This window comes from Nocardia gipuzkoensis (assembly GCF_021183645.1).
GTDB lineage: Bacteria > Actinomycetota > Actinomycetes > Mycobacteriales > Mycobacteriaceae > Nocardia > Nocardia abscessus.
The window spans coordinates 761,915-780,697 of record NZ_CP089225.1 but is presented as its reverse complement, the minus strand read 5'-3'; the positions used below and the strand labels follow the sequence as shown (position 1 = coordinate 780,697).

General features: G+C 68.4%; 20 protein-coding genes. 11 read left to right on the top strand and 9 right to left on the bottom strand.

Annotation, left to right across the window (positions count from 1 at the left end):
• Positions 1 to 149 precede the first annotated feature (149 nt).
• The gene (locus LTT66_RS03620; RefSeq protein WP_181720660.1) at positions 150 to 827 is read right to left on the bottom strand and encodes a response regulator transcription factor; all 678 of its coding nucleotides are present in this window, start codon (positions 825 to 827) and stop codon (positions 150 to 152) included.
• Positions 824 to 2,044, bottom strand: a complete 1,221-nt coding sequence (locus LTT66_RS03615) for a sensor histidine kinase (RefSeq protein ID WP_233063759.1) — start codon at positions 2,042 to 2,044, stop codon at positions 824 to 826. The genes LTT66_RS03620 and LTT66_RS03615 overlap by 4 nt, the downstream gene beginning before the upstream one ends.
• A 164-nt stretch (positions 2,045 to 2,208) precedes the next feature.
• Between LTT66_RS03615 and LTT66_RS03610 the strand changes: the two genes are divergently transcribed.
• Together LTT66_RS03610 and LTT66_RS03605 are read left to right on the top strand one after the other, a co-directional pair.
• A complete protein-coding gene (locus LTT66_RS03610; protein WP_233063757.1) occupies positions 2,209 to 2,613 on the top strand; it encodes a DUF6220 domain-containing protein in 405 nt (134 codons plus the stop codon).
• Complete coding sequence (locus LTT66_RS03605; RefSeq protein WP_233063755.1) at positions 2,610 to 4,574, top strand: multicopper oxidase family protein; 1,965 nt, start codon at positions 2,610 to 2,612, stop codon at positions 4,572 to 4,574. Before LTT66_RS03610 ends, LTT66_RS03605 begins: the two co-directional genes overlap by 4 nt.
• Before the next feature lie 122 nt (positions 4,575 to 4,696).
• On the opposite strand, the gene LTT66_RS03600 is transcribed toward LTT66_RS03605, so the two are convergent.
• The gene (locus LTT66_RS03600; RefSeq protein ID WP_233063753.1) at positions 4,697 to 5,155 is read right to left on the bottom strand and encodes a nitroreductase family deazaflavin-dependent oxidoreductase; all 459 of its coding nucleotides are present in this window, start codon (positions 5,153 to 5,155) and stop codon (positions 4,697 to 4,699) included.
• A gap of 264 nt (positions 5,156 to 5,419) precedes the next feature.
• Here LTT66_RS03600 and LTT66_RS03595 point away from each other — a divergent pair, with 264 nt between their 5' ends.
• Positions 5,420 to 5,878, top strand: coding sequence for an SRPBCC family protein (locus LTT66_RS03595; protein WP_181720655.1), 459 nt, complete (start codon positions 5,420 to 5,422; stop codon positions 5,876 to 5,878).
• A 26-nt stretch (positions 5,879 to 5,904) separates the two neighbouring features.
• On the opposite strand, the gene LTT66_RS03590 is transcribed toward LTT66_RS03595, so the two are convergent.
• The 4 genes from LTT66_RS03590 to LTT66_RS03575 form a co-directional block, all read right to left on the bottom strand.
• Positions 5,905 to 7,761 (bottom strand): DNA/RNA non-specific endonuclease, encoded by a 1,857-nt coding sequence (locus LTT66_RS03590; RefSeq protein WP_233063751.1) that lies wholly within the window; start codon positions 7,759 to 7,761, stop codon positions 5,905 to 5,907.
• 192 nt (positions 7,762 to 7,953) lie between these two features.
• Positions 7,954 to 8,208, bottom strand: a complete 255-nt coding sequence (locus LTT66_RS03585) for a MarR family winged helix-turn-helix transcriptional regulator (protein WP_233063749.1) — start codon at positions 8,206 to 8,208, stop codon at positions 7,954 to 7,956.
• A gap of 7 nt (positions 8,209 to 8,215) precedes the next feature.
• A complete protein-coding gene (locus tag LTT66_RS03580; protein WP_233063748.1) occupies positions 8,216 to 8,674 on the bottom strand; it encodes a DUF5994 family protein in 459 nt (152 codons plus the stop codon).
• Positions 8,675 to 8,689: 15 nt separating this feature from the next.
• Entirely contained in the window at positions 8,690 to 9,157 is a 468-nt protein-coding gene (locus tag LTT66_RS03575) for a DUF5994 family protein (RefSeq protein WP_233063747.1), read from the bottom strand.
• A 298-nt stretch (positions 9,158 to 9,455) separates the two neighbouring features.
• On the opposite strand from LTT66_RS03575, the gene LTT66_RS03570 reads away from it, so the two are divergent.
• From LTT66_RS03570 to LTT66_RS03560, 3 genes are all read left to right on the top strand, one after another.
• Positions 9,456 to 10,193 carry a TetR/AcrR family transcriptional regulator C-terminal domain-containing protein gene (locus LTT66_RS03570; protein WP_233063746.1) on the top strand — a complete coding sequence of 246 codons (738 nt, stop codon included), beginning with the start codon at positions 9,456 to 9,458 and terminating at the stop codon, positions 10,191 to 10,193.
• A gap of 144 nt (positions 10,194 to 10,337) precedes the next feature.
• Complete coding sequence (locus LTT66_RS03565; RefSeq protein WP_233063745.1) at positions 10,338 to 10,511, top strand: hypothetical protein; 174 nt, start codon at positions 10,338 to 10,340, stop codon at positions 10,509 to 10,511.
• Positions 10,512 to 10,581: 70 nt separating this feature from the next.
• Complete coding sequence (locus tag LTT66_RS03560; protein ID WP_233063743.1) at positions 10,582 to 11,787, top strand: fatty acid desaturase family protein; 1,206 nt, start codon at positions 10,582 to 10,584, stop codon at positions 11,785 to 11,787.
• 356 nt (positions 11,788 to 12,143) lie between these two features.
• Here LTT66_RS03560 and LTT66_RS03555 read toward each other — a convergent pair whose 3' ends face one another.
• On the bottom strand, positions 12,144 to 13,115 hold the full coding sequence (locus tag LTT66_RS03555) for a GlxA family transcriptional regulator (RefSeq protein ID WP_233063741.1): 972 nt from the start codon (positions 13,113 to 13,115) through the stop codon (positions 12,144 to 12,146).
• A 153-nt stretch (positions 13,116 to 13,268) separates the two neighbouring features.
• On the opposite strand from LTT66_RS03555, the gene LTT66_RS03550 reads away from it, so the two are divergent.
• From LTT66_RS03550 to LTT66_RS03535, 4 genes are all read left to right on the top strand, one after another.
• On the top strand, positions 13,269 to 13,694 hold the full coding sequence (locus tag LTT66_RS03550; RefSeq protein WP_233068979.1) for a VOC family protein: 426 nt from the start codon (positions 13,269 to 13,271) through the stop codon (positions 13,692 to 13,694).
• A 110-nt stretch (positions 13,695 to 13,804) separates the two neighbouring features.
• A complete protein-coding gene (locus LTT66_RS03545) occupies positions 13,805 to 14,296 on the top strand; it encodes a DUF4254 domain-containing protein (RefSeq protein ID WP_181720647.1) in 492 nt (163 codons plus the stop codon).
• A gap of 242 nt (positions 14,297 to 14,538) precedes the next feature.
• Positions 14,539 to 14,976 carry an ATP-binding protein gene (locus LTT66_RS03540; protein WP_043725884.1) on the top strand — a complete coding sequence of 146 codons (438 nt, stop codon included), beginning with the start codon at positions 14,539 to 14,541 and terminating at the stop codon, positions 14,974 to 14,976.
• Positions 14,969 to 15,778, top strand: coding sequence for an RNA polymerase sigma factor SigF (locus LTT66_RS03535; protein ID WP_043701487.1), 810 nt, complete (start codon positions 14,969 to 14,971; stop codon positions 15,776 to 15,778). The genes LTT66_RS03540 and LTT66_RS03535 overlap by 8 nt, the downstream gene beginning before the upstream one ends.
• A gap of 30 nt (positions 15,779 to 15,808) precedes the next feature.
• Here the strand turns inward: LTT66_RS03535 and LTT66_RS03530 are convergent, their stop codons facing one another.
• Complete coding sequence (locus tag LTT66_RS03530) at positions 15,809 to 16,300, bottom strand: MarR family winged helix-turn-helix transcriptional regulator (RefSeq protein ID WP_233068978.1); 492 nt, start codon at positions 16,298 to 16,300, stop codon at positions 15,809 to 15,811.
• Positions 16,301 to 16,390: 90 nt separating this feature from the next.
• Here LTT66_RS03530 and LTT66_RS03525 point away from each other — a divergent pair, with 90 nt between their 5' ends.
• Positions 16,391 to 18,520 carry an MMPL family transporter gene (locus LTT66_RS03525; protein WP_233063738.1) on the top strand — a complete coding sequence of 710 codons (2,130 nt, stop codon included), beginning with the start codon at positions 16,391 to 16,393 and terminating at the stop codon, positions 18,518 to 18,520.
• The last annotated feature ends 263 nt before the right edge of the window (positions 18,521 to 18,783 follow it).

Below are 18,783 nucleotides of genomic sequence, written 5' to 3'. Positions count from 1 at the left end.
AGTCGCTGTCTACGTGAATGCGCGTACGAAGATCACGGTCAGCTGCGTCGGTCGTCGTACCGGTCCGTGGTCGAACGGACACGGGCGTACCGAAATATGTCCAGCCGCAATGACGTCGGTGCCGTCAGGGACGGACGAACCGCCGACAACTACGCGGTGAAATCACTCAGTCCGGTCTGGTAGGCGATCACGACCAGCTGCGCGCGATCGCGCGCACCCAGTTTCACCATCGCGCGGCTGACATGGGTGCGTGCCGTGGCGGGGCTGAGAAACAACGCGGCGCCGATCTCGTCATTGCTCATGCCCTGACCCACCAATGCCAGCACTTCGCGCTCACGGTCGGTCAGCACCGCGAGCCGGTCTTCGGCGGACTTGGCAGCCCTGCGCTGCGCGGTGAACTGGCTGATGAGGCGGCGGGTGACCCGAGGCGCGAGCAGCGCGTCACCGGCGGCGACCACCCGGATGGCGTGCAAGAGTTCGGCGGGGCCCGCGTCCTTGAGCAAGAACCCGCTGGCACCCGCCTGCAGGGCGTCGAAGACGTTCTCGTCGGTGTCGTAGGTCGTGAGGATCAGCACCTTGACCCGTTCCAACCCGTTGGCCTCGGCGATCTGGGCGGTGGCGCGTATGCCGTCCAGCCGTGGCATGCGGATGTCCATGAGGACGACGTCGGGGCGGCCGGCGCGGGCGAGTTCGACGGCTTCCGCACCGTTGGTGGCTTCACCGACCACCGTGATGTCGTCTTCCAGGTCGAGCAGGACCTTGAAGCCGGAACGGACCAGACGTTCGTCGTCGGCGAGCAGCACCTTGATCGGTGGTGTGGAGTTCACAGGCGCGATCCGACCGGGGCGAGGGGGAGCCGGGCGGTGACCTCGAACCCGCCGTCGGGACGCGACGTCGCGTCGAGTTCACCGCCGAGCAGCTGGCAGCGTTCCCGCATTCCGACGATGCCGCGGCCGGTCGTGGGTGAACTGCCGGCGCGGGGCGGAACGTGCGCGGTGTCGCGGCTGCCCGCATCGATCACCCGTATCCGCAAGGCGTCGATGCCGGGTTCGAGCGCCACCGTCACCCGGGTGGGGCCGACGTGGCGGATCACGTTGGTGATCGATTCCTGCACGATGCGGTACGCGGCGCTGCCCACCGCGCTCGGCAGCGGTGTCACCGGGGCGGTCTGCTCGAAAGCGATGTCGAGCCCGGCATCGCGGGCCTTGCCGACGAGTTCATCGATCTGACCGAGACCGGGATAGGGTTCGCGCTCGTCGCCATCGCGCAGTACACCGAGAATGGCACGCATCTCGTGCAGCGCACGAGAGCTGGTCTGTTCGATGGTGCGCAATGCTTCGCGGGCCTGTTCCGGTCGCTTGTCGAGCACGTGTGCGGTGACACCTGCCTGCACATTGATGATGGCGATGGCGTGGGCGACGGTGTCGTGGACTTCGCGGGCGATCCGCAGTCGTTCGGCGTCGACTCGCGCCCTGGCTTCTTCGTCGCGGGACCGCTCCGCCAGCTCTGCCCGTTCTTGCGCATCGGCGGCGATGACCCGGCGGGATCGGACGGACTCGCCCAGCGTCGTGCTGATCACGGACGCGCCGATCCGGAAGAACACCCATCCGATGGCCACGATCGGCTCGACATCCGCCGCGGCGATCAGCCAGCCGACGGCGAGCACCGTGATGCCGCCACCGGCGATCATCAGCGAGCGCCGCCCGTCGCCGTAGGCGGCGAGGGTGTACAGGGCGATGAAGAGCGCGAGATAGGAGAGCCGGTCGGGGAAGTCGAAACCGAAATAGATGAGGCTGGCCAGCGCCGTCACCACGAACACCGGGACCGGCCACCGGCGGCGCGCGGCGACGGCCACGCCGCTCACGAACAGCAGGGCGTATCCGACGCCCGAGACCGGCGTCGAGACCGGCTCGAGCGGCACCGGGATCGCGGCACTCAGAACCTGGATCACGGTGACGAACAGCGCCAGCGCGATATCCGAGACCCAGTCGGGCCGAGGCGAGGACCGGGCAGACAGCTGTCGCGACACCGCCCGCAGAACCATGCCGTGAGAGTACGGCATCCGGGAGCGCTCGCACCCCGCCTCGTGTGCGCGATCGGCTACGACGACCGGCGCAGCCGATCGCGATGTTTCTACGCGCATTCGCGTAGACGGCGACTCCCGTCGCCGGAAGCCGGGCATGCCCGGCCGCCACGACGATCGACGGCATGAAAAGAGCCTTCACCGGCCTGGCGGCCCTGCTGCTGCTCGCCGTCATCGCCCAGTTCTATCTGGCGGCCAGCGGTGCGTACGACACCGCGCCCGTCGAGGAATCCTTCCAGCCGCATCGCACGCTCGGGTACGTGATCCTCGTCTTCGCGCTCGTGCTCACGATCGCCGCCGCCATCGCCCGGATGCCGCGACGGCTCGTCGGGCTGGCCGGTCTGGTCACCGGGTTGGTGATCGGTCAGTCGGTGATCCGGGAAGTCGCCAGAGCGTTCGGTGACGGTTCGAGCGGCCATCTCGTCTTCGGCGTGCACGCGATCAACGGGCTGGTCATTATCGGCGTGATCGGGATGATCGTGCGGCAGTCGCGGAAGGTAGCGCGGAAACCCGTGCGAACGGCGTCATGACGACAGCCACCTGGATCCTCGTGGACCATGCCCTCGCGCTGCTGAGTGTGGTCGTGTGGTTCGCGGCAGGCGTCACCATGTCGCTGCGGCGGGCCGGGCTCGCCCTGGCTCTCCTGGTCGTGGCACTGCTGGTGACGTCGGCCAGGGCGGTGTCGGTCACGGCGCTGGCCGGTCGGGGGTGGTGGTTCGTCCAAGAGAAGGTGCTCCTCGGGCTGCCATTGCTCGTGGTGGCCGCGTCGGCGGCCACGGTGATCGCTGGTCCCCGGCTGCTCGCGCAGGCCAGGGATACCAGGCCGCCGCAAACCCCCGATGTGGCAGGCGTCGTCGCGATGCTCACCGCGGCTTATGCCGCGCTGGCGGGTTTCGCGGTGAGCTTCCTCATCGGATATCCCCTCAGCTTCGGCATCGTGCTGATCACGATCGCCCTGGTGGCGGCGAGCGTGCTGCTGACCGTGCGGGTGTTCGGGACACCGAGCGTGGACAGTGCCGGCGAGCCGGATATCGATGACCGGCCCGAGGTTTCGCGCCGCCGCTTTCTCGGCGTCGCCGGTGCGGTGGTCGTGGTCGGGGCGGCCGGTACCGGCGTCGGCCTGTCGGTGCGGTCCGCCGCGTCGGTGACCGACGGAGGCGGTCCCGGTCCGGCGTCGCACGCGGCCGTACCGGTGACCGACCTGCGGGGCGCCGAGACACCGGCACCGGGCGGTGTCCGGCGCGAACACGCATTGGTCGCCCGGAAAGCCACCGTGCGCTCGGAGTCCGGACGCGACATCGACGCCTGGACCTTCGGCGGCACGGTGCCCGGCCCGCAGATCACGGCCACCCAGGGGGACCTGATCGAGGTCAAGCTGATCAACCACGATCTGGGCGACGGAGTGACGCTGCATTGGCACGGCTACGACGTGCCGTGCGGGGAGGACGGTGCCGCGGGCCTCACCCAGGACGCCGTGGCACCCGGTGGCGAATTCGTCTACCGGTTCCGCGCCGACCAAGTGGGAACCTACTGGTACCACACCCATCACGCGTCACACATCGGCGTACGCCGGGGGCTTTTCGGTGCCCTCGTGGTGAAACCTCGCGCGGAGGACACCGAACAACTGGATCTGACTCTGCTCGTGCACACTTTCGACGGCACCGCCACCATCGCGGGCGGCGCCGAACGAATCGCACCGCCGGGCACCGCGGTACGGCTGCGGCTGATCAACACCGACTCCGATCCGCACATGTTCGCGCTGGCGGGCGCCTCGTTCCGGGTGGTGGCCGTCGACGGCCGCGACCTGGAGCAGCCGGGCGAGGTCACCCGGACCGCACTGCGGCTGCCCGCGGGCGGCCGCCACGACCTCGTGTTCGTCATGCCGAGCACGTCCGTGGCACTGGCGGTGGACGATCGCGCTGCCACAGTGTGGTTGCGGCCCCGGGCCGGCGCTCCGGACGGCGAGCCGTCCACCCAGGACATCGCCCGATGGCCCGAACTCGACCTGCTGAGGTACGGAACCCCGGTCCCCGTCGCGTTGCGCACCGCCGCTGCCGACCGGCACTTCACCCTGGTTCTCGACCGTGGGGCGGCCATGGTCGACGGTGCACCGGCGTACGCGCACACCGTCAACGGCCGTGGCCACCCCTCGATCCCCGATCAGCTCGTCGCCGAAGGCGACATCGTCCGGTTCACCGTGGTCAACCGGAGCCGCGAGACGCACCCCTGGCATCTGCACGGCCATCCGGTGCTGATCCTGTCCAGAGACGGCACGCCGTCGTCGGGCAGCCCACTGTGGGTCGACACCTTCGACGTTCGTCCCGGCCAGGTATGGGAGGTCGCGTTTCGCGCCTCGAATCCGGGCATCTGGATGAACCACTGCCACAACCTGCCGCACGCGCACCAAGGGATGATGCTGCGTCTGCGCTACGACGGTTTCACCACCCCGTTCAGCGGCATGCACACCGTCGGATCGAGCCACCACCGCTGACGACCGCGCCACTCCGGTGCGCGGTCGATGAGGAACCCCGTCGGCTTCGTCGGCCCGCGGAAGCCGGCTCGCGGTGGCGCCCGAGATCACCCTCGGTGGGCGCGGTTGCGCAGGCTGGACGGTCAGCGGGGGGTGAGCCGGATCAGCGGGTACTCCCGGCCGGATTTGCGCTGGTACTTCGCGTAGCGGGGCTGAGCGGTGACGATCCGCTGCCATGCCTGCTCGCGCTCGGCGCCCTCGAGGCGGCACGGGGCCACCGGCACGGTGCCGTGGCCGGGCAATTCGATCGACGCTCGGTCGGGATGCGCCATCAGATTGACGTACCAGTCCGGGTGCCTGCTGCCGCCGCCCGACGCGACGATCAGCCGGCCGTCCGCACCGTCGGAGAACCACGTCACCGGCGATTCGCGCTGCTGGCCGCTGCGGCGACCCACCGTGTGCAGGATCAGCAGGTCCATGCCCATGAACTTGCCGCCTTTGCGCCGGATACGGGCGTTCGTGCGAACGTTCATCTTCCGCTGGAACCACCGGGACAACGCCCCGGTCGTACCACGCTTGCCTGCTTTCTGGTTCTGTGTCATCCGCTTACCTCCAGTCGGTTCTCGCGACAGCCACGAGAAAGCTCGATCCGGTCTCTGCCAGTGACGCTAGCTCCGGCTCCTCGACCGGTGCTTCTCGATTCCTGATCGGTCTGTGGTCTCGGCACTGCGACCGCCGCGAAATAGCCCACGGGTAGCCGACTGCGACATTCTCGCGAAGCCGGTGTGTGAAGGGCAAGAGCATGTTGACGGATGAAAGGCGTGCCGGGCAGAATCGGCCGCGTTGGTACGGGGGGTGGAGGAGTTATGCGCGTAAAAACCGATATACATTTCGCCGTCGCCGTCGATCCCGCACAGGTCTTCGATGCGGTCGCGGCGATCGAATTGCTTCCCGAATGGTCGCTGTATTCGGATGCACGCGTGGCCTCTCGCGACGAATCCGGCAGGCCGCAGCGGGTTTACGTCACCGCGGACACGTTCCTCGGCAGGTCCGATCTGCAGGTGCTGGAATACGAGTGGACCGCTGACCGGGTGTCGTGGCAGGTCGTGGACAGTTGCAACGGGCTCGGCGGCGGTGGCTGGTTCGAAGTGTCGCGCGACGGTGCGGATACCCAGGTCTGGTATCACACCGAGGTGCACTACTCCCTGTTGCTCCCAGGACTTCTGCTCAAACGCAGCGTTCGACGAGAGAGCGAAACCGTCGTGCAGAACTTCATCGAATTCGCCGAGGGATTCAGCGCACCTCCGAATTCTCGCGCGGTATAGCGATCACGTATCGCACCCGGTCGGCCTCACCAACGGATGTCCGCGACCGCGTCCAACGGGGTGGCCACTTCTTCCGGTGCCAATCGCAGATCCGCGTCGCGCAGCACCTGCGGGAAGTGGAAGCGGGCCCGCTGTTCGATCTCGGACAGCGCGACCTGGAACACGCGGAACTCGTCGAGTTCGAGTGCTTCGAGCTGCTCCAGGTTCTGGGTCAGCAGGAAGCCGCGGGCCTTCAGCTCGCCGTTCTCTTCGAACGCGATGACTTTCCAGAACTCGCGGGGGATCTTGACCTCCCGGAATTCCCGGTCGTCGTCGGTGCAGACCGGCCCCCCGAATGCGCTGACCTTGAGGTCGTCGACGTCGACATCGGCGAAGACGGCGTCCTCGAGCCGCCCCCAGATCCCGTCGCGCGCGCTCTGGTTGAAATCGTCCATCTGCGGGGTGATGTTGGTGTAGAAGAACGAGTCCTTGTTGGCTTTCGCCGCTTCGGGCAGGCTGCCCCAGAGCAGGTCCGCGCGCCGCGCGAGGTGACCGCGATCGAGCCGGTTGTCGCGGTACAACTCGTTGCCGACCTGGACATCCGCGTCCAGGCGCGGATCCTTCACGAAGTCGATCTTCTTTCGCGACAGCTTCTTCATCGACGCGCCATCGATGTTCCAGGCCACCCAGATGGCGAATCGGCGTGAGCGGCGCATCGCGAGGGAGAAGTGCGTGTAGTGCAGGACGTCCGCGCCGTCGAGTGCGGTCGCCACGTCGGGGCGGAGCTCGGCGTCCACCTCGGGCAGCGGCACCGGTGCGGCGAGGAAACGAGGGTCGTAGCCTGCGACGACCGCGACTTCCTCCGCGACGGGCGGGGTGAGGGTGATCCCGAGCTTCTCGAACACCGATTGCGGCAGGCAGGCCAGCGCGTGCTCGTCGGTGCTCGGCCGCATTTCGCCGCCGAAATGCAGTCCGGCCAGCACGGTGCTGGTCTCGCCGTCGGCGGACTTGAACATCCAGGCCGATCCCGAGTCGCCCCCGCTGCTGATCTCGCCGTCGACCGGCGGGTTCGCCGGGTCCGGTCCGATCTCGAAGCCGCCGATGCTCTTCGTGCCCACGTCTGGGTAGCTGAGCTTCGCGACGACGTCCACGCGGCGCACGATGCCGTGGGTGATCTGCGTGGTGCGGCCGCTCTTGATCACCTTGTCGCCCAGTTCGGGTTCGCCGAGCCGGTCCGGGGTGACGCCGAGCCCGCTGATCTCGGCGCTGAACTGCCGGTTCTCGATGGCGGCGACGGCGCAGTCGCCGGCCGTGCCGAGATGGGAGCGGACGAGCCGGCCGAGCCGATTGCGGTCGATCCGGTTGTCGTCTCGCGGGCCCGGCTGCACGACGTCGTCGCCGAGCGCCCCCTCCGCGGTATGCAGGACGTGCCAATTGCTCAATACGTACGGCGTGCCGTCGTCTCGGTCGTAGACGACGCACCCGATCGTCCCCGCCGTGCTGGTGGGATGGCCGACGCTGACTCCGGGAACAATCGGATCCAGGCGCGTCTTTCGTTGCGGCGCAAGCGCTTCGCCGACTACTTTGAAGGCGGGCTCGAATTTCCGCGGTAGGACATCGGTGGGCACTTCGATCCCGTCGACGGTGACGGTTTCCGGAATGGTCTTCGTGCCCAGCGCTTCGAGTGCCTCCGGCTCGGACACCTTTTCGTTCACCGTGAACTGCACCGCGATCTCACCGGTCGATTTCCCGTCGACCTGCTTGTAGCCGACGCCGATCGAGGAAATATTAGGGTCTTCGAGGAAATCCTCCCCTTTGGTGCGGATGAATGTGCGCAGTGCGCCGAGAAGGTGGTCGTTCTCGGCGTGCGACCGGCCGGTCGGCGAGTTCTTTTTGGCAGGCATGGCGGACTCCGTGTTCGAGGTGAAGCATGGCGGCGACAACGGTGTCGCACCAGCTATTGCCATCATCGGATCGCCGCGCGAGCCGTACACGAGTAGCGAACTACTCGAACCCAGGGCAGAACGGAATGCCGCGAAAAGTTGGTCGATTGGAGTGCTGTCGGATTCAGCGACGTTCGGCGCGGTGGGTCGCGCTCACCGGTGTTCGGCAAGAGCCGTAGCCGTCGCGGTCACGAGGGTGACCGATCCAGCCCGGTCGATTTCGGGAAGTCTGCGGGTCGGTTCGTGTTCCAGGTCGGCGCGAAACTTCTCGCGCACCGCCGAGCCCTGTTCGGTCGCGACGGCGCGAGTCACCCGGCGGTCGCGGGGATCGGTCTCCCGGACGAGCAGTCCTCGGCGCTCCAGCCGGTCCACCATGCCGGTGACGTTGGTCTTGTCGCAGCCGAGCATCCGTTCGTCAGGATTTCCCGGCCGCACGCCGCAGCAGGTTCTCCGCTTCGGCGGGTGGTGTGGCGGCGGGGATGACGAGGAGCGTCGCCTGGGCGCCGTTCGTGCCGATCAGATGCATCGTGCCGGGCGGTTGACCGGAATCGGGTCCGTGTACTTCGATGCCGTCCTGGCTGTCGATGCGGCGTTGGGTGAGGCTGACGGCGTTCCAGTCGAAGCTGACGCGTGCGGTGTGTCCGAGGCGTGGCGTGAGAGCGCTGATCAGGTCGTGTAGTTCGGCGGTGAGGTTGTCCGTCCATGGCCACCAGCCGCCGTCGACCTCCTCGGGCCCGGTTCCGGATTCGCGCAGTAGCAGGCGCGGGGTGCGCGTGGGTGCCTCGAAGGGTTGCCTGCTGGGCTGGGGCGGGCCGGTGGAGGGGGACATGTCGAAGTGGTTGGTGATCGGGCGGCGGATTCTGATTCGGGGCATGGCGTGTTCCTCTGGTCAGCCGGTGGGGGTGGTCGCGGCTTCGGGTGCGACGGCGGCCATCAGGGCCGTGTGGGCGATGTCGTCGTCGGTGGCCGATGGGATGACGCGGAGCACGAGCAGGTCGTTGTCGCGGCCGAAGACGTACATCGTGTTCCACAGTTCGAAGGGATAGGAGTCCAGCCGGACGATCTGACCACCGTGGACGGTGGTCTGCCGGGGTGTGTCCGACCAGCAGGTGGGGTCGTAGACGACTCGCCAGATGGGGCCGAGCCGCACGGTCAGGACGGCGAGCAGGTCGGGCAGCTCGGCGGTCAGTTCGCTGGAGCGGGGCCACCATGCGCCGTCGATGTATCCGCCGCGTTCCGCTTTCGGCTTCAGCCTCAGTCGAGGGGTGTAGTCGGGCGGAACGTCATGCCGCGCGTAGGGCGCATGCGTCTGTTCGGATGTCGTGCTCGCGCCGCTGTTTCTGTTGTGGAATCGCATGTCGTTCCTTTCGCTGGGAGCATCGCGTCGTCGGCCGATGGTGGCGCGATGGCTCGGGATCGCCGGGCGGCGCGGACGCCGGTAGGGCGGCCTCGTCGGCGGGTCGGTGGCAGCTGAAGTCGGGCGCATAGAAACCGATGGCGGCCGCGAACCTGCGGACACCGAGTTCGGTACTGATCGGCGAAGTGACCGGCGCAGTAGCCGTGTACCTCCAGTAGACGCCGCATGCGTCGCGATGTCAACGTTGTAGGTCTACACTCATCACAGCACGTGTTGTCATGGCGTTGGAGGCATGGGAATGGCCGAACCGATCGATCGCCCGAGCTCTCGCTCGGGGAACCGACGGCCCGACCGCGCCGCCACCGGCCGGGGCAACGGTCCGATCACCAGGACGACCGTGCTGTCCGCGGCGCTCGAGATCATCGATCGGGACGGTGTCGAGGCGCTGTCGATGCGGCGGTTGGCCGAGGCGGTCGGGCGGGATCCGATGGTGATCTACCGGCATGTACCGAACAAGGCGGCTGTGCTCGACGGTGTGGCCGAACTGGTGCTGGCGCAGCTGTCGGTCGATCCCGCCGCCCCGGACTGGGCGGCGCAACTGCGGGCCCTCGCCCGGGATTTCCGGCGACTGGCGCTGGCGCATCCGCAGGTGGTGCCGTTGCTGGTGACCCGGCCGTTGGCCACGCCGTTGGGGCTGCGCCCCTACGCGGTGGTCCACACCCTGGAGGACGTCCTCCAGTTGCTCACCCGTGCCGGGTTCTCGGGCGCCGACGCGCTGCACGTCTACCGTGCGGTGTTCGGCTTCCTGTACGGGCACGTTCTCAACGAGTTGCAGGAGATCGTGGAGCGTCCCGAGGAGACCGACGACGTACTGCGGCTGGGCCTGTACCGCCTGCCGATCGCGGAGTTCCCGCTGCTGCGCGAACTCGCGCCCGTCCTGGCCGCCTACGACGGCGAAGCCGAACTCGAACGCGGCCTCGACATCCTGCTCACCGGCCTGAGCGTCACTTTGCTCCAGCCAGGTCAGGCGCGGTGACCCGTGATGTCACCAATGTACGTCTACGATGTAGACGCGCGTTGTAGCCGACCGTAGACTGGCGACAACCGGTTCACGCATCCGCTGTCGGCCGATCGAAGAGTCCGTGGCCGAGCCGCGCAACCGGAAGACGGGAACTCTCCGATGACCATCAGGGACAAGATCGCGCACCAGGTCCGGGCAGGCCGCTCGCGCTTACGGACGCTGCTGGCCAAGACCGACGAAGACAGCCGTCGCAGAACGGACGTCGGTGGCAGACGTCCCGGCGGCACCATCGCACTGGCCGGACGCAAGCTGAAGCAGGCGTTCACACGCTGACTCCGACCTCGACGGTCCGGAGATGCCAGCCCTTCACGGCACGTGCTCCACAAACTCGAGGTAGTAACGAATGGCAATCACGCAGGTCGCGGCCTACGCGCATTTGAGCGACACGGATATCGAAGCGATGGGGCGGGAGTTCGATGCGATTCGCCGTGACATCTTGGATCGGCGCGGTGCCGGGGACGCCGCCTATATCCGCCGGACCATCGCGTTCCAGCGAATACTGGAAGCCACGTCCCGGCTGGTGATCGGCGGTACCCGGACCAAAGCCGGCTGGCTACTGGGCACCACGGCGCTGGCGGCGGCGAAGAGCATCGAGAACATGGAAATCGGCCACAATGTGTGCCACGGACAATGGGATTGGATGAACGACCCGGAAATTCATTCCACGACATGGGAATGGGATATGGCGGGTCTGTCCTCCCAGTGGCGGTATTCGCACAACTATCGCCATCACGTGTACACCAATGTGGTCGGCATAGACGACGACATCGGCTTCGGCGTGATGCGGGTGACCCGCGATCAGCGGTGGAGGCCGCGGTTGCTGTTGCAACCGCTGCAGAACCTGTTCCTGGCGATGACTTTCGAATGGGGCATCGCCCTGCACGACTTGTACTCCGAGCGCGCTCGCACGCCTGACCCGGCGGAGAAGGCCGCCCAGACCAGAGGGCTGATCCGGAAAATCGCGCGGCAGGTCACCAAGGACTATGTGCTCTTTCCGGCGCTGAGCGGGCGGCGCTGGCGGCGCACGCTCGCGGCGACCGTCGCCGCCAACGTACTGCGTAACGTCTGGGCGTATGTGGTGATCTTCTGTGGTCATTTCCCGGACGGTGCGGAGAAATTCACCGAGGCCGCCGTGGAGCAGGAGACGAAGGCGGAGTGGTATCTGCGGCAGATGCTCGGCAGCGCGAACTTCGACGCCGGACCGGTGCTGGCGTTCATGAGCGGGAATCTGTGCCACCAGATCGAGCACCACTTGTTTCCGGACCTGCCCAGCAACCGGTACGCCGAGATAGCCGTGCGGGTGCGCCGGGTATGCGACAAGTACGACCTGCCCTACACCACCGGGCCGCTGATCCGGCAGTATCTGCTGACCCTGCGCACCATCCACAAGTTGGCCCTCCCGGACAGCTTCCTGACCGCGACCTCCGATGACGCACCGGAGACCGCATCGGAACGGAAGTTCGCCGCCGGCCCGGCGACCGGAGTCGACGCGTCTCCCCGGCGCGGCCTGCGTACCGCGTTACTGCTCACCGGTCGGCTCCGTCCCTAGGGTGCGGTCCGATCGGGCTTATCGGCCTGGCGGCGCGTCGACCGGAAACGAGCACCGAGGCCGCGGTCCGCGCGCTCAGATCTCGATGTGCGAGCCCATGATGCAAGGCGCGCTGATCCGAACACCACGCCGAGCGCGGCGACCACCACGGCCGCCCGCACCGTGTCGCGCGAATTCGTTCCGGCGGCCACCGGGGGTCGTGCCGCATCGGACCTCGACGGGTGCTGGTGATCGGTCACGGCGATCCTCCTCGCGCGGCCTGCTCTGCGTATCCGGCGCTCGTGCCGGACGATACCGCTCCCGGCGCCGGTCCGGGACGAGGTTCCGTCGCGCCACCGCGCGGCGTGGCGCCCGGCTCAGTAGGAGAGTCGCGCCAGGCGGATTTCGGAGATCGACATTCCGCGGCGGCGGAACAACCCGCGCAGGGTTCCGGCATTCAGGTAGCCCACCTTGGCCGCCACCGCGTCCACCGTGAGCGGTGTGCTGCGCAGCAGATGCACGGCGCGTTCCAGGCGGATGTCGTGCACGAAGTCGGTCGGCGACATGCCGAGTTCGGCGTGCGTGGCCCGCTGCAGGCTGCGTTCGGTGACACCGATGGCGCGGGCGGCCTGGGCGATCCGGAAATTGTCGCCGAGGTGTTCGCGGACCCAGCGTTCGAAGGCCGCGGTGACGGAATCGCCTCGGGCGATGATCTCGGGAACGATGAACTCGCGTTGCGGGCGGCCCGCGCCGACCGCGAGGTAGCGCATCGCGCGCTCGGCCAGCGCCGGGCTCTTGGCGGCGATCAGCGACAAGGCGAGGTCCATGTGCGACAGCGCCGCACCGGCGGTGGTGACGCCGTGGCCGCGGCACAGGGTTAGGCCTTCGTTCAGCTCGACGCGGGGATAGCGGCGCCGGAAGCTGGGCCCGAGCCACCAACTCGTTGTCGCGGGTGAACCGTCCAGTACGCCTGCCTCGGCAAGGAAGAACGTCCCCGTGCAGGCGCCGGCGAGATGGGCTCCCCGTTCGCGCGCGGCGACCAGGCGGTCGAGGACGGGACGGCTGGCCGGTGCGGAGATGAGGTCGATCAGCGCCGTGGCCTCCAAGACGTTCACCGCGGGCACGATCATCAGCTCGAACGCGTCACCCAGCTCGTCGAGCGGGACTGTCGGCACGGTGTTTCCGTTACCCGAGCGCACCGTGGCGCCGAACGACGTGCTGTGGACGCGCCACGGCTGCGGCGGGTCGGCGAGTTCGCCGCGCACGCTGTTGGCGGTGTTGAAGGTCTCCAGCAAGGCGGCGTATCCGAAGTCGGCCACGCCGTCCACTATGAAGACAGCCACGTCCATGTCGGGAACAGTACCGAAGATGTCGTTTGCGACACTCGGATCCGCCGGAATTCTGTCCTACTGTCATCGCGAGACGGCTCGCCTCCGGCGGCATCGGCCCCGGGCGTCCTTCGAACCGGCCCTACCTCTTCGCACCTGGGAGTTCGCGTGACCATGATCGAAACGACCGGGACCCACCACATCCGGTTGACCGTGACCGACATCGCCCGGTCCCGCGCCTTCTACCAGGATGTGCTCGGCTTCCCGATCGCCGCCGAATCGCCGGGCAGCCCGGAGGATCCGGCGGTGCGTACCGACCCGATGCGCCTGTTCGGCGGGGTGGTGTTCCAGGCCAACGGCATGTTGCTCGGCCTGCGGCCGGTGGCGGCGGCGACGGACCGGTTCGATTCCGAGCGTGTGGGTTTGGACCACCTCAGCTTCGCCGTCCCGGCGCGCGACGATCTGGTGGCCGCGGCCGCTCGTCTGGCCGAAGCGGGCATCGAACACGGCGAGATCAAGGAAATGGCCGATTTCGGGATCGCGATCCTGTCGTTCTCCGATCCGGACGGTATCCACCTCGAACTCACTGCGCCCCTGTGAGTTTGGACGGGCCCCACGCGGGCATGCCCGATCCGGAATGAACGCTGTCCTGATGAAGGCTTCGACGACCGGTCGCGGAATCGGTGTGGTCGTGCCGAGGAGGTAGGCCGATGCTGGTCCAGCGTGCGCGCCCGCGGAAGGTGTACGAGGGTTCGGTGCTGCCGAGTCCGAGCAGTTTGCTGTGCGCACTGGGCGGTCAGCATGTGCAAGGGCCGGTGAGCCGGTGGGCGCGCGAGCTGACCGAACTGCATCGGCGCCGGCGCGAGGACGCGGAGAGCTGGGCCGAGATCGACGGGCGCCGGGCCGAGGTGGTCGACCGGATCGACACGTGGGCGACGCTGCACCTGCCGTCCGCCACGACGGCCGCGCGCCTGCACGACGCGAGCCTGGGCGAGGTGATCGACCGGATGGCCGCCGTCGCGGAGAAGGCGTTCCATCTGCTCATGCACGACGATCCGGGGGGCGAGCGCATGCACGCGGCATGGACCCGGCTGGCCGAATTGGAGATCGCCTACGCGGATCTGGTGCACGCGGTCACCGACGGCCGTCGCCGCCTCCCGCCGAAGCGGACACAACCGGCGGCGGCGCCGGTGACCCGGTGATCCATGAGCGGCTCGCGGACTCGAGACCTGGCTCAGGCGCGCAGTGCGGTCGTGCCGGGCAGACGCGCTGGTCAGCTTCGTGATCGGTGGTCGCGCGGAGTGGCCGTGCCCGCGTCGGGGCCCTGGATGACTCGCCGCGGCGGGCGGAAACGCGCGCGCTGTGCGGTGGCCGATCGCGGCGAGTTGACGAGAGGGCGTAGGCTGGGCGCTCCGAAGGACGGCGCGACTTCTGGGAGCGGTGCATGAGCAAGGCTGAGGGGACTCCTCCCGCCACGACGCGGACCGGCACGATCAGTGTGCGGGTGCCCGCGGTGTCCGAGCAGCTGGCCATGTTGCGTGCCTTGGCCGAGACCGTCATGCTCATGGCCGATTTCGGCATCGATGAGGTGACCGATATCCGGCTGGCGCTCGACGAGGTGGCCAGCGCACTGGTGCTGGACGCGGTGGACGGTGCGGAGCTCGAGTGTGCGTTCGGCTTCGACGGCGACGCGGTGGACGTGCGTGTGTCCACCGTCACGGTGTCGGACGCCAGCCCGGACGAGTCGAGTTTCGGCTGGCACATCGTGGCGACGTTGACGAACTCTGTCTCGTCCTCGCGAGGCGCGCACGACTCCGCCGCGGGCGGCTACCCGACTGTCGTCGACTTCCGTTGGGTGCGCGGCGGCTCGAATAATGAGTAGCGAGTCGAATCCGGTCGCGCCCAAGCGTAAAGCGCGGGGAGACAGCTACGACAATATCGAGCCGCTCTTCGCCGAACTTGCCGCGCTGGCCCAGGACGACCCGCGCCGGGAAGCCGTGCGCGCGGAAGTGATCGAGCGCTGTCTGCCGCTGGCCGAACACATCGCCCGCAAGTTCAGTGGGCGCGGCGAGAGTTTCGAGGATCTGCTGCAGATCGCCCGGGTGGGCATGCTCGCCGCCGTCGACCGCTTCGATCCGGGACACGGCGCGACATTTCTGTCCTTCGCCGTGCCGACGATCATGGGCGAGGTGCGCAGGCACTTTCGCGACTACGCCTGGTCGGTGCGAGTGCCGCGGCGGCTCAAGGAAATTCAGTCCACCATCGGTCCGACGGTGGAGATCCTGTCGCAGCGGCTGGGCCGGATGCCGCGGGCCAGGGAGATCGCCGAGGAACTCGGCGCGGACCTGAACGAGGTGACCCAGGCGCTCATCGCGCGCAACGCCTACCAGACCTCCTCGATCGATGCCGCTTCGGACACCGACGACGCGGAGTCCGGCGGTCCCTCACTGCTGGACTCGCTCGGCGCCGAGGACCCCGACTTCGGCACCGTCGAGAACTACTTGGCGGTGAAGCCGCTGCTGGCGGCGTTGCCGGAACGCGAGAAGCAGGTCCTGGTGATGCGCTTCTTCGATTCGATGTCCCAGGAGCAGATCGCCCAGCGGATCGGCTGTTCCCAGATGCAGGTGTCGCGGATTCTGTCGAAGACCCTGAAATCGCTCCGCGAGCAGGCGCTGCGCGACTGACGCGGATATCGCGGACCTGCCGTCCGGCGCTCACTCGCCGGTCAGGTCGGCGTGATAGTCGCGCATCGCCAGCACGACGGCGACCAGGACGCGGTGCGCGGCGCGCAAGTCTTCGCCGGGAAGCTCGGCCATCGCGGCGCGGGTCCGCCGCCCGAGCGGGGTGAAGAAGCCGCGGGCTACGTCCATGCCGTGCTCGTCGTAGTGCAGGATGACCCGTCTGCGATCGGACGGGTCCGTCGCCCGGCGCAGGTGACCGGAGTCGATCATGCGCTCGACCAGATAGGTCACCGCCGGCGAAGAGATGCCCATCAGCTTGCCGAGCCCGCCCGCGGTCAGCGGCGCGCCCTCGAGCTCGGCGGTCGCGACGTGCATCAGTGCGCGGAAGTCGTTGGCGCGCAGCTCGTTGGACCGCGCGAAGACCTGTCCGATCTGCTCGGAGATCGCGGTGAGCGCGCGGATGTCGGCGGCGATGTCGGCTTCCAATTCATCACGGTCCGGCTCGTCGGCGTTTGATTCCTCGATCAACGGCGCATCCTTTTCCACACGGGACGTCAGCGTAGTGGAGCTGATGTCTCGATTGCTTAATATTTAAGTTTCTGAGAGAGTTGCCGGGTGAGCGCTTGGGATCGCTATGCATCGCTGGTCACCGCCCGGACCTCGTGGGTGCTGCTCCTGATCCTCGCCGCGGCCTCGATAGGCCTGATCGGCGCGGTGGGGGAGAACGAGACCGCCGGGCAGGCGCCGACGGCGCTACCCTCCTCGGCGGAGTCGGCACGGGTCGAACAGGCGCTGGGCGAGTTCCCTGATGCGGGGACGGCCGCGGCCATCATCGTCGTCACGCGCGCCGATGGCGGTGAGCTCACCGAGGACGACCGCGGCGCCACCGCCGCGGCGGTGGCCCGCGCCGCGGGGCGCACGCCGGGGCCGGGCGACCTGCTCGCCGCACCGGACCGCAAAGCGGAGATCGGGCAGGTGCCCGTCAACGCCGACCTGAGCGGATTCGCGCTGACCGATCGCATCCGGGACATCCGGGTGGCCGCCAGGGAGGGCCTGCCCGAGGGGCTGAGCCTGCAGGTGACCGGGGGCCCGGCGTTCGGCGCCGACATCGCCGACTCGTTCTCCGGCGCCAACGTCACCCTGCTGGCGGTGACCGCGGTGGTCGTGGCGGTGCTGCTGATCGCGACGTATCGCTCCCCGGTGCTGTGGCTGGTTCCGCTGCTGGTGGTCGGGGCGGCCGACCGGGTGGCCACCAGCGCCGGAACCGCCTTGGCGCGGCTGACCCCGCTGACCTTCGACGGCTCGACTTCCGGCGTCACGAGCGTGCTGGTGTTCGGTGCGGGCACCAACTACGCGCTGCTGCTGGTGTCGCGCTATCGCGACGAACTGCACCGCGAGCCGGATCACCGCACGGCGTTGCGGCAGGCGGTGCGGCGCGCCGGACCCGCGATCTTGGCGAGCAACGTGACGGTGGTGGCCGCGTTGCTGGTGCTGCTGCTCGCGTCGGTGCCGAGCACCCGCAGTCTCGGCGTGATGGCCGCGCTCGGGTTGCTGGTGGCGGTGGTGTTCGTCCTGCTCGCGCTGCCCGCCGCGCTCGCGCTGTGCGGGCGCAATGTGTTCTGGCCCTTCGTGCCGCAAGCCGATGACCGCGACACGGCCGACGAGGGAGTGTGGCACGCGATCGCCGCGCGCGTGGTGCGCAAGCCCGCGCTGATCGCCGGAAGCGCGATCGCGGTTCTCGCGGTCTGCGCCACGGGATTGCTGTCGACGCAGGTGGGGCTTTCGCAGACCGAGCAGTTCCGGGTGCGCGCGGAGTCGGTCGATGGGTTCGACGCACTCGCCGCGCATTTCCCGTCGGGCTCCTCCGATCCCGCTATCGTTCTCGCGCGCGGCGCGGCGGCGGCGGGGATCGAGGAGGCGTTCCGGCGCACCGAGGGCGTGGTGCTGAGCTGGCAGACGGGTGCCTCGCCGACCGGGCTGACCCGGTGGTCGGTCGTGCTCGACGCGCCACCGTCGTCGGCCCGCGCCTTCGAGACGATCGAGACGCTGCGCGCGTCGGTCGCGCAGGTGCCGGGAGCCGACGCGCTGGTCGGTGGCACCGACGCCCAGGCTCTGGACGTCCAGAGCGCCGCGAGCCGGGACCGCAAGCTGATCATTCCGCTCATCCTGGTCGTGGTGCTGGTGGTGCTGCTCGTGCTGCTGCGCGCGGTGCCCGCCGCGCTGCTGCTGGTCGCCGTCACGGTGCTGAGCGCGCTGGCCGCGCTCGGATTGGGCAGTTGGATGAGCGAGCACGTGTTCGGATTCCCGGCGCTGGACATCAGCGTGCCGCTGTTCGCGTTCCTGTTCCTGGTCGCGCTCGGCGTGGACTACACGATCTTCCTCGTTACCAGGGCCCGCGAGGAGACGCCGCGATACGGCACCACGCACGGCATGGTGCGCGCGGTGGCGGTGACCGGCGCGGTCATCACCAGCGCGGGCATCGTCCTGGCCGCGGTGTTCTGTGTGCTCGGGGTGCTTCCACTGATCACGCTCACCCAGGTCGGCATCGTGGTCGGCCTCGGTATCCTGCTCGACACGTTCGTCGTGCGCACCGTGGTGATCCCGGCGCTGTTCAGCCTGATCGGGCGCAGGATCTGGTGGCCGAGCGAACTGCGGCTCGTCGAGGAGGACGGCGATCGGCCCAGCGCTCCCGCTTCCTACGCAGATCAGTCGGCCGGCGACCAGCCGGGGCCGCGGAACAATTAGCCGCTTCGGGCGCGCCATGTCGGCGCGCTGCGTAGGTCGAGGTCCACTCGTGGGTGGCGACCTTGGCGGGATCGAACGTCTGAATGTCTCCCAAGAAAAGCGGATGACCGCTCGGTGCGGTCATCCGCTCTGTCGTACCTTCGCCTTCGCTCGGCCGTGCGAGGCGCTGCTCCGCGTTCACTGCGACCGAGCGTGGCGCTCTACCGCCTTCGCTCGGCCGTGCACGGCGACTGCGCCGTTGCTCCGGCCAGGTGTGGCGCTGG

What these genes read in the sequence shown, in the direction of transcription:
- LTT66_RS03615 (WP_233063759.1), bottom strand. Translation starts at nt 2,044, where the DNA reads ATGGTTCTGCGGGCGGTGTCGCGACAGCTGTCTGCCCGGTCCTCGCCT.
- LTT66_RS03610 (WP_233063757.1), top strand. Translation starts at nt 2,209, where the DNA reads ATGAAAAGAGCCTTCACCGGCCTGGCGGCCCTGCTGCTGCTCGCCGTC.
- LTT66_RS03605 (WP_233063755.1), top strand. Translation starts at nt 2,610, where the DNA reads ATGACGACAGCCACCTGGATCCTCGTGGACCATGCCCTCGCGCTGCTG.
- LTT66_RS03600 (WP_233063753.1), bottom strand. Translation starts at nt 5,155, where the DNA reads ATGACACAGAACCAGAAAGCAGGCAAGCGTGGTACGACCGGGGCGTTG.
- LTT66_RS03595 (WP_181720655.1), top strand. Translation starts at nt 5,420, where the DNA reads ATGCGCGTAAAAACCGATATACATTTCGCCGTCGCCGTCGATCCCGCA.
- LTT66_RS03590 (WP_233063751.1), bottom strand. Translation starts at nt 7,761, where the DNA reads ATGCCTGCCAAAAAGAACTCGCCGACCGGCCGGTCGCACGCCGAGAAC.
- LTT66_RS03585 (WP_233063749.1), bottom strand. Translation starts at nt 8,208, where the DNA reads ATGCTCGGCTGCGACAAGACCAACGTCACCGGCATGGTGGACCGGCTG.
- LTT66_RS03580 (WP_233063748.1), bottom strand. Translation starts at nt 8,674, where the DNA reads ATGCCCCGAATCAGAATCCGCCGCCCGATCACCAACCACTTCGACATG.
- LTT66_RS03575 (WP_233063747.1), bottom strand. Translation starts at nt 9,157, where the DNA reads ATGCGATTCCACAACAGAAACAGCGGCGCGAGCACGACATCCGAACAG.
- LTT66_RS03570 (WP_233063746.1), top strand. Translation starts at nt 9,456, where the DNA reads ATGGCCGAACCGATCGATCGCCCGAGCTCTCGCTCGGGGAACCGACGG.
- LTT66_RS03565 (WP_233063745.1), top strand. Translation starts at nt 10,338, where the DNA reads ATGACCATCAGGGACAAGATCGCGCACCAGGTCCGGGCAGGCCGCTCG.
- LTT66_RS03560 (WP_233063743.1), top strand. Translation starts at nt 10,582, where the DNA reads ATGGCAATCACGCAGGTCGCGGCCTACGCGCATTTGAGCGACACGGAT.
- LTT66_RS03555 (WP_233063741.1), bottom strand. Translation starts at nt 13,115, where the DNA reads ATGGACGTGGCTGTCTTCATAGTGGACGGCGTGGCCGACTTCGGATAC.
- LTT66_RS03550 (WP_233068979.1), top strand. Translation starts at nt 13,269, where the DNA reads ATGATCGAAACGACCGGGACCCACCACATCCGGTTGACCGTGACCGAC.
- LTT66_RS03545 (WP_181720647.1), top strand. Translation starts at nt 13,805, where the DNA reads ATGCTGGTCCAGCGTGCGCGCCCGCGGAAGGTGTACGAGGGTTCGGTG.
- LTT66_RS03540 (WP_043725884.1), top strand. Translation starts at nt 14,539, where the DNA reads ATGAGCAAGGCTGAGGGGACTCCTCCCGCCACGACGCGGACCGGCACG.
- LTT66_RS03535 (WP_043701487.1), top strand. Translation starts at nt 14,969, where the DNA reads ATGAGTAGCGAGTCGAATCCGGTCGCGCCCAAGCGTAAAGCGCGGGGA.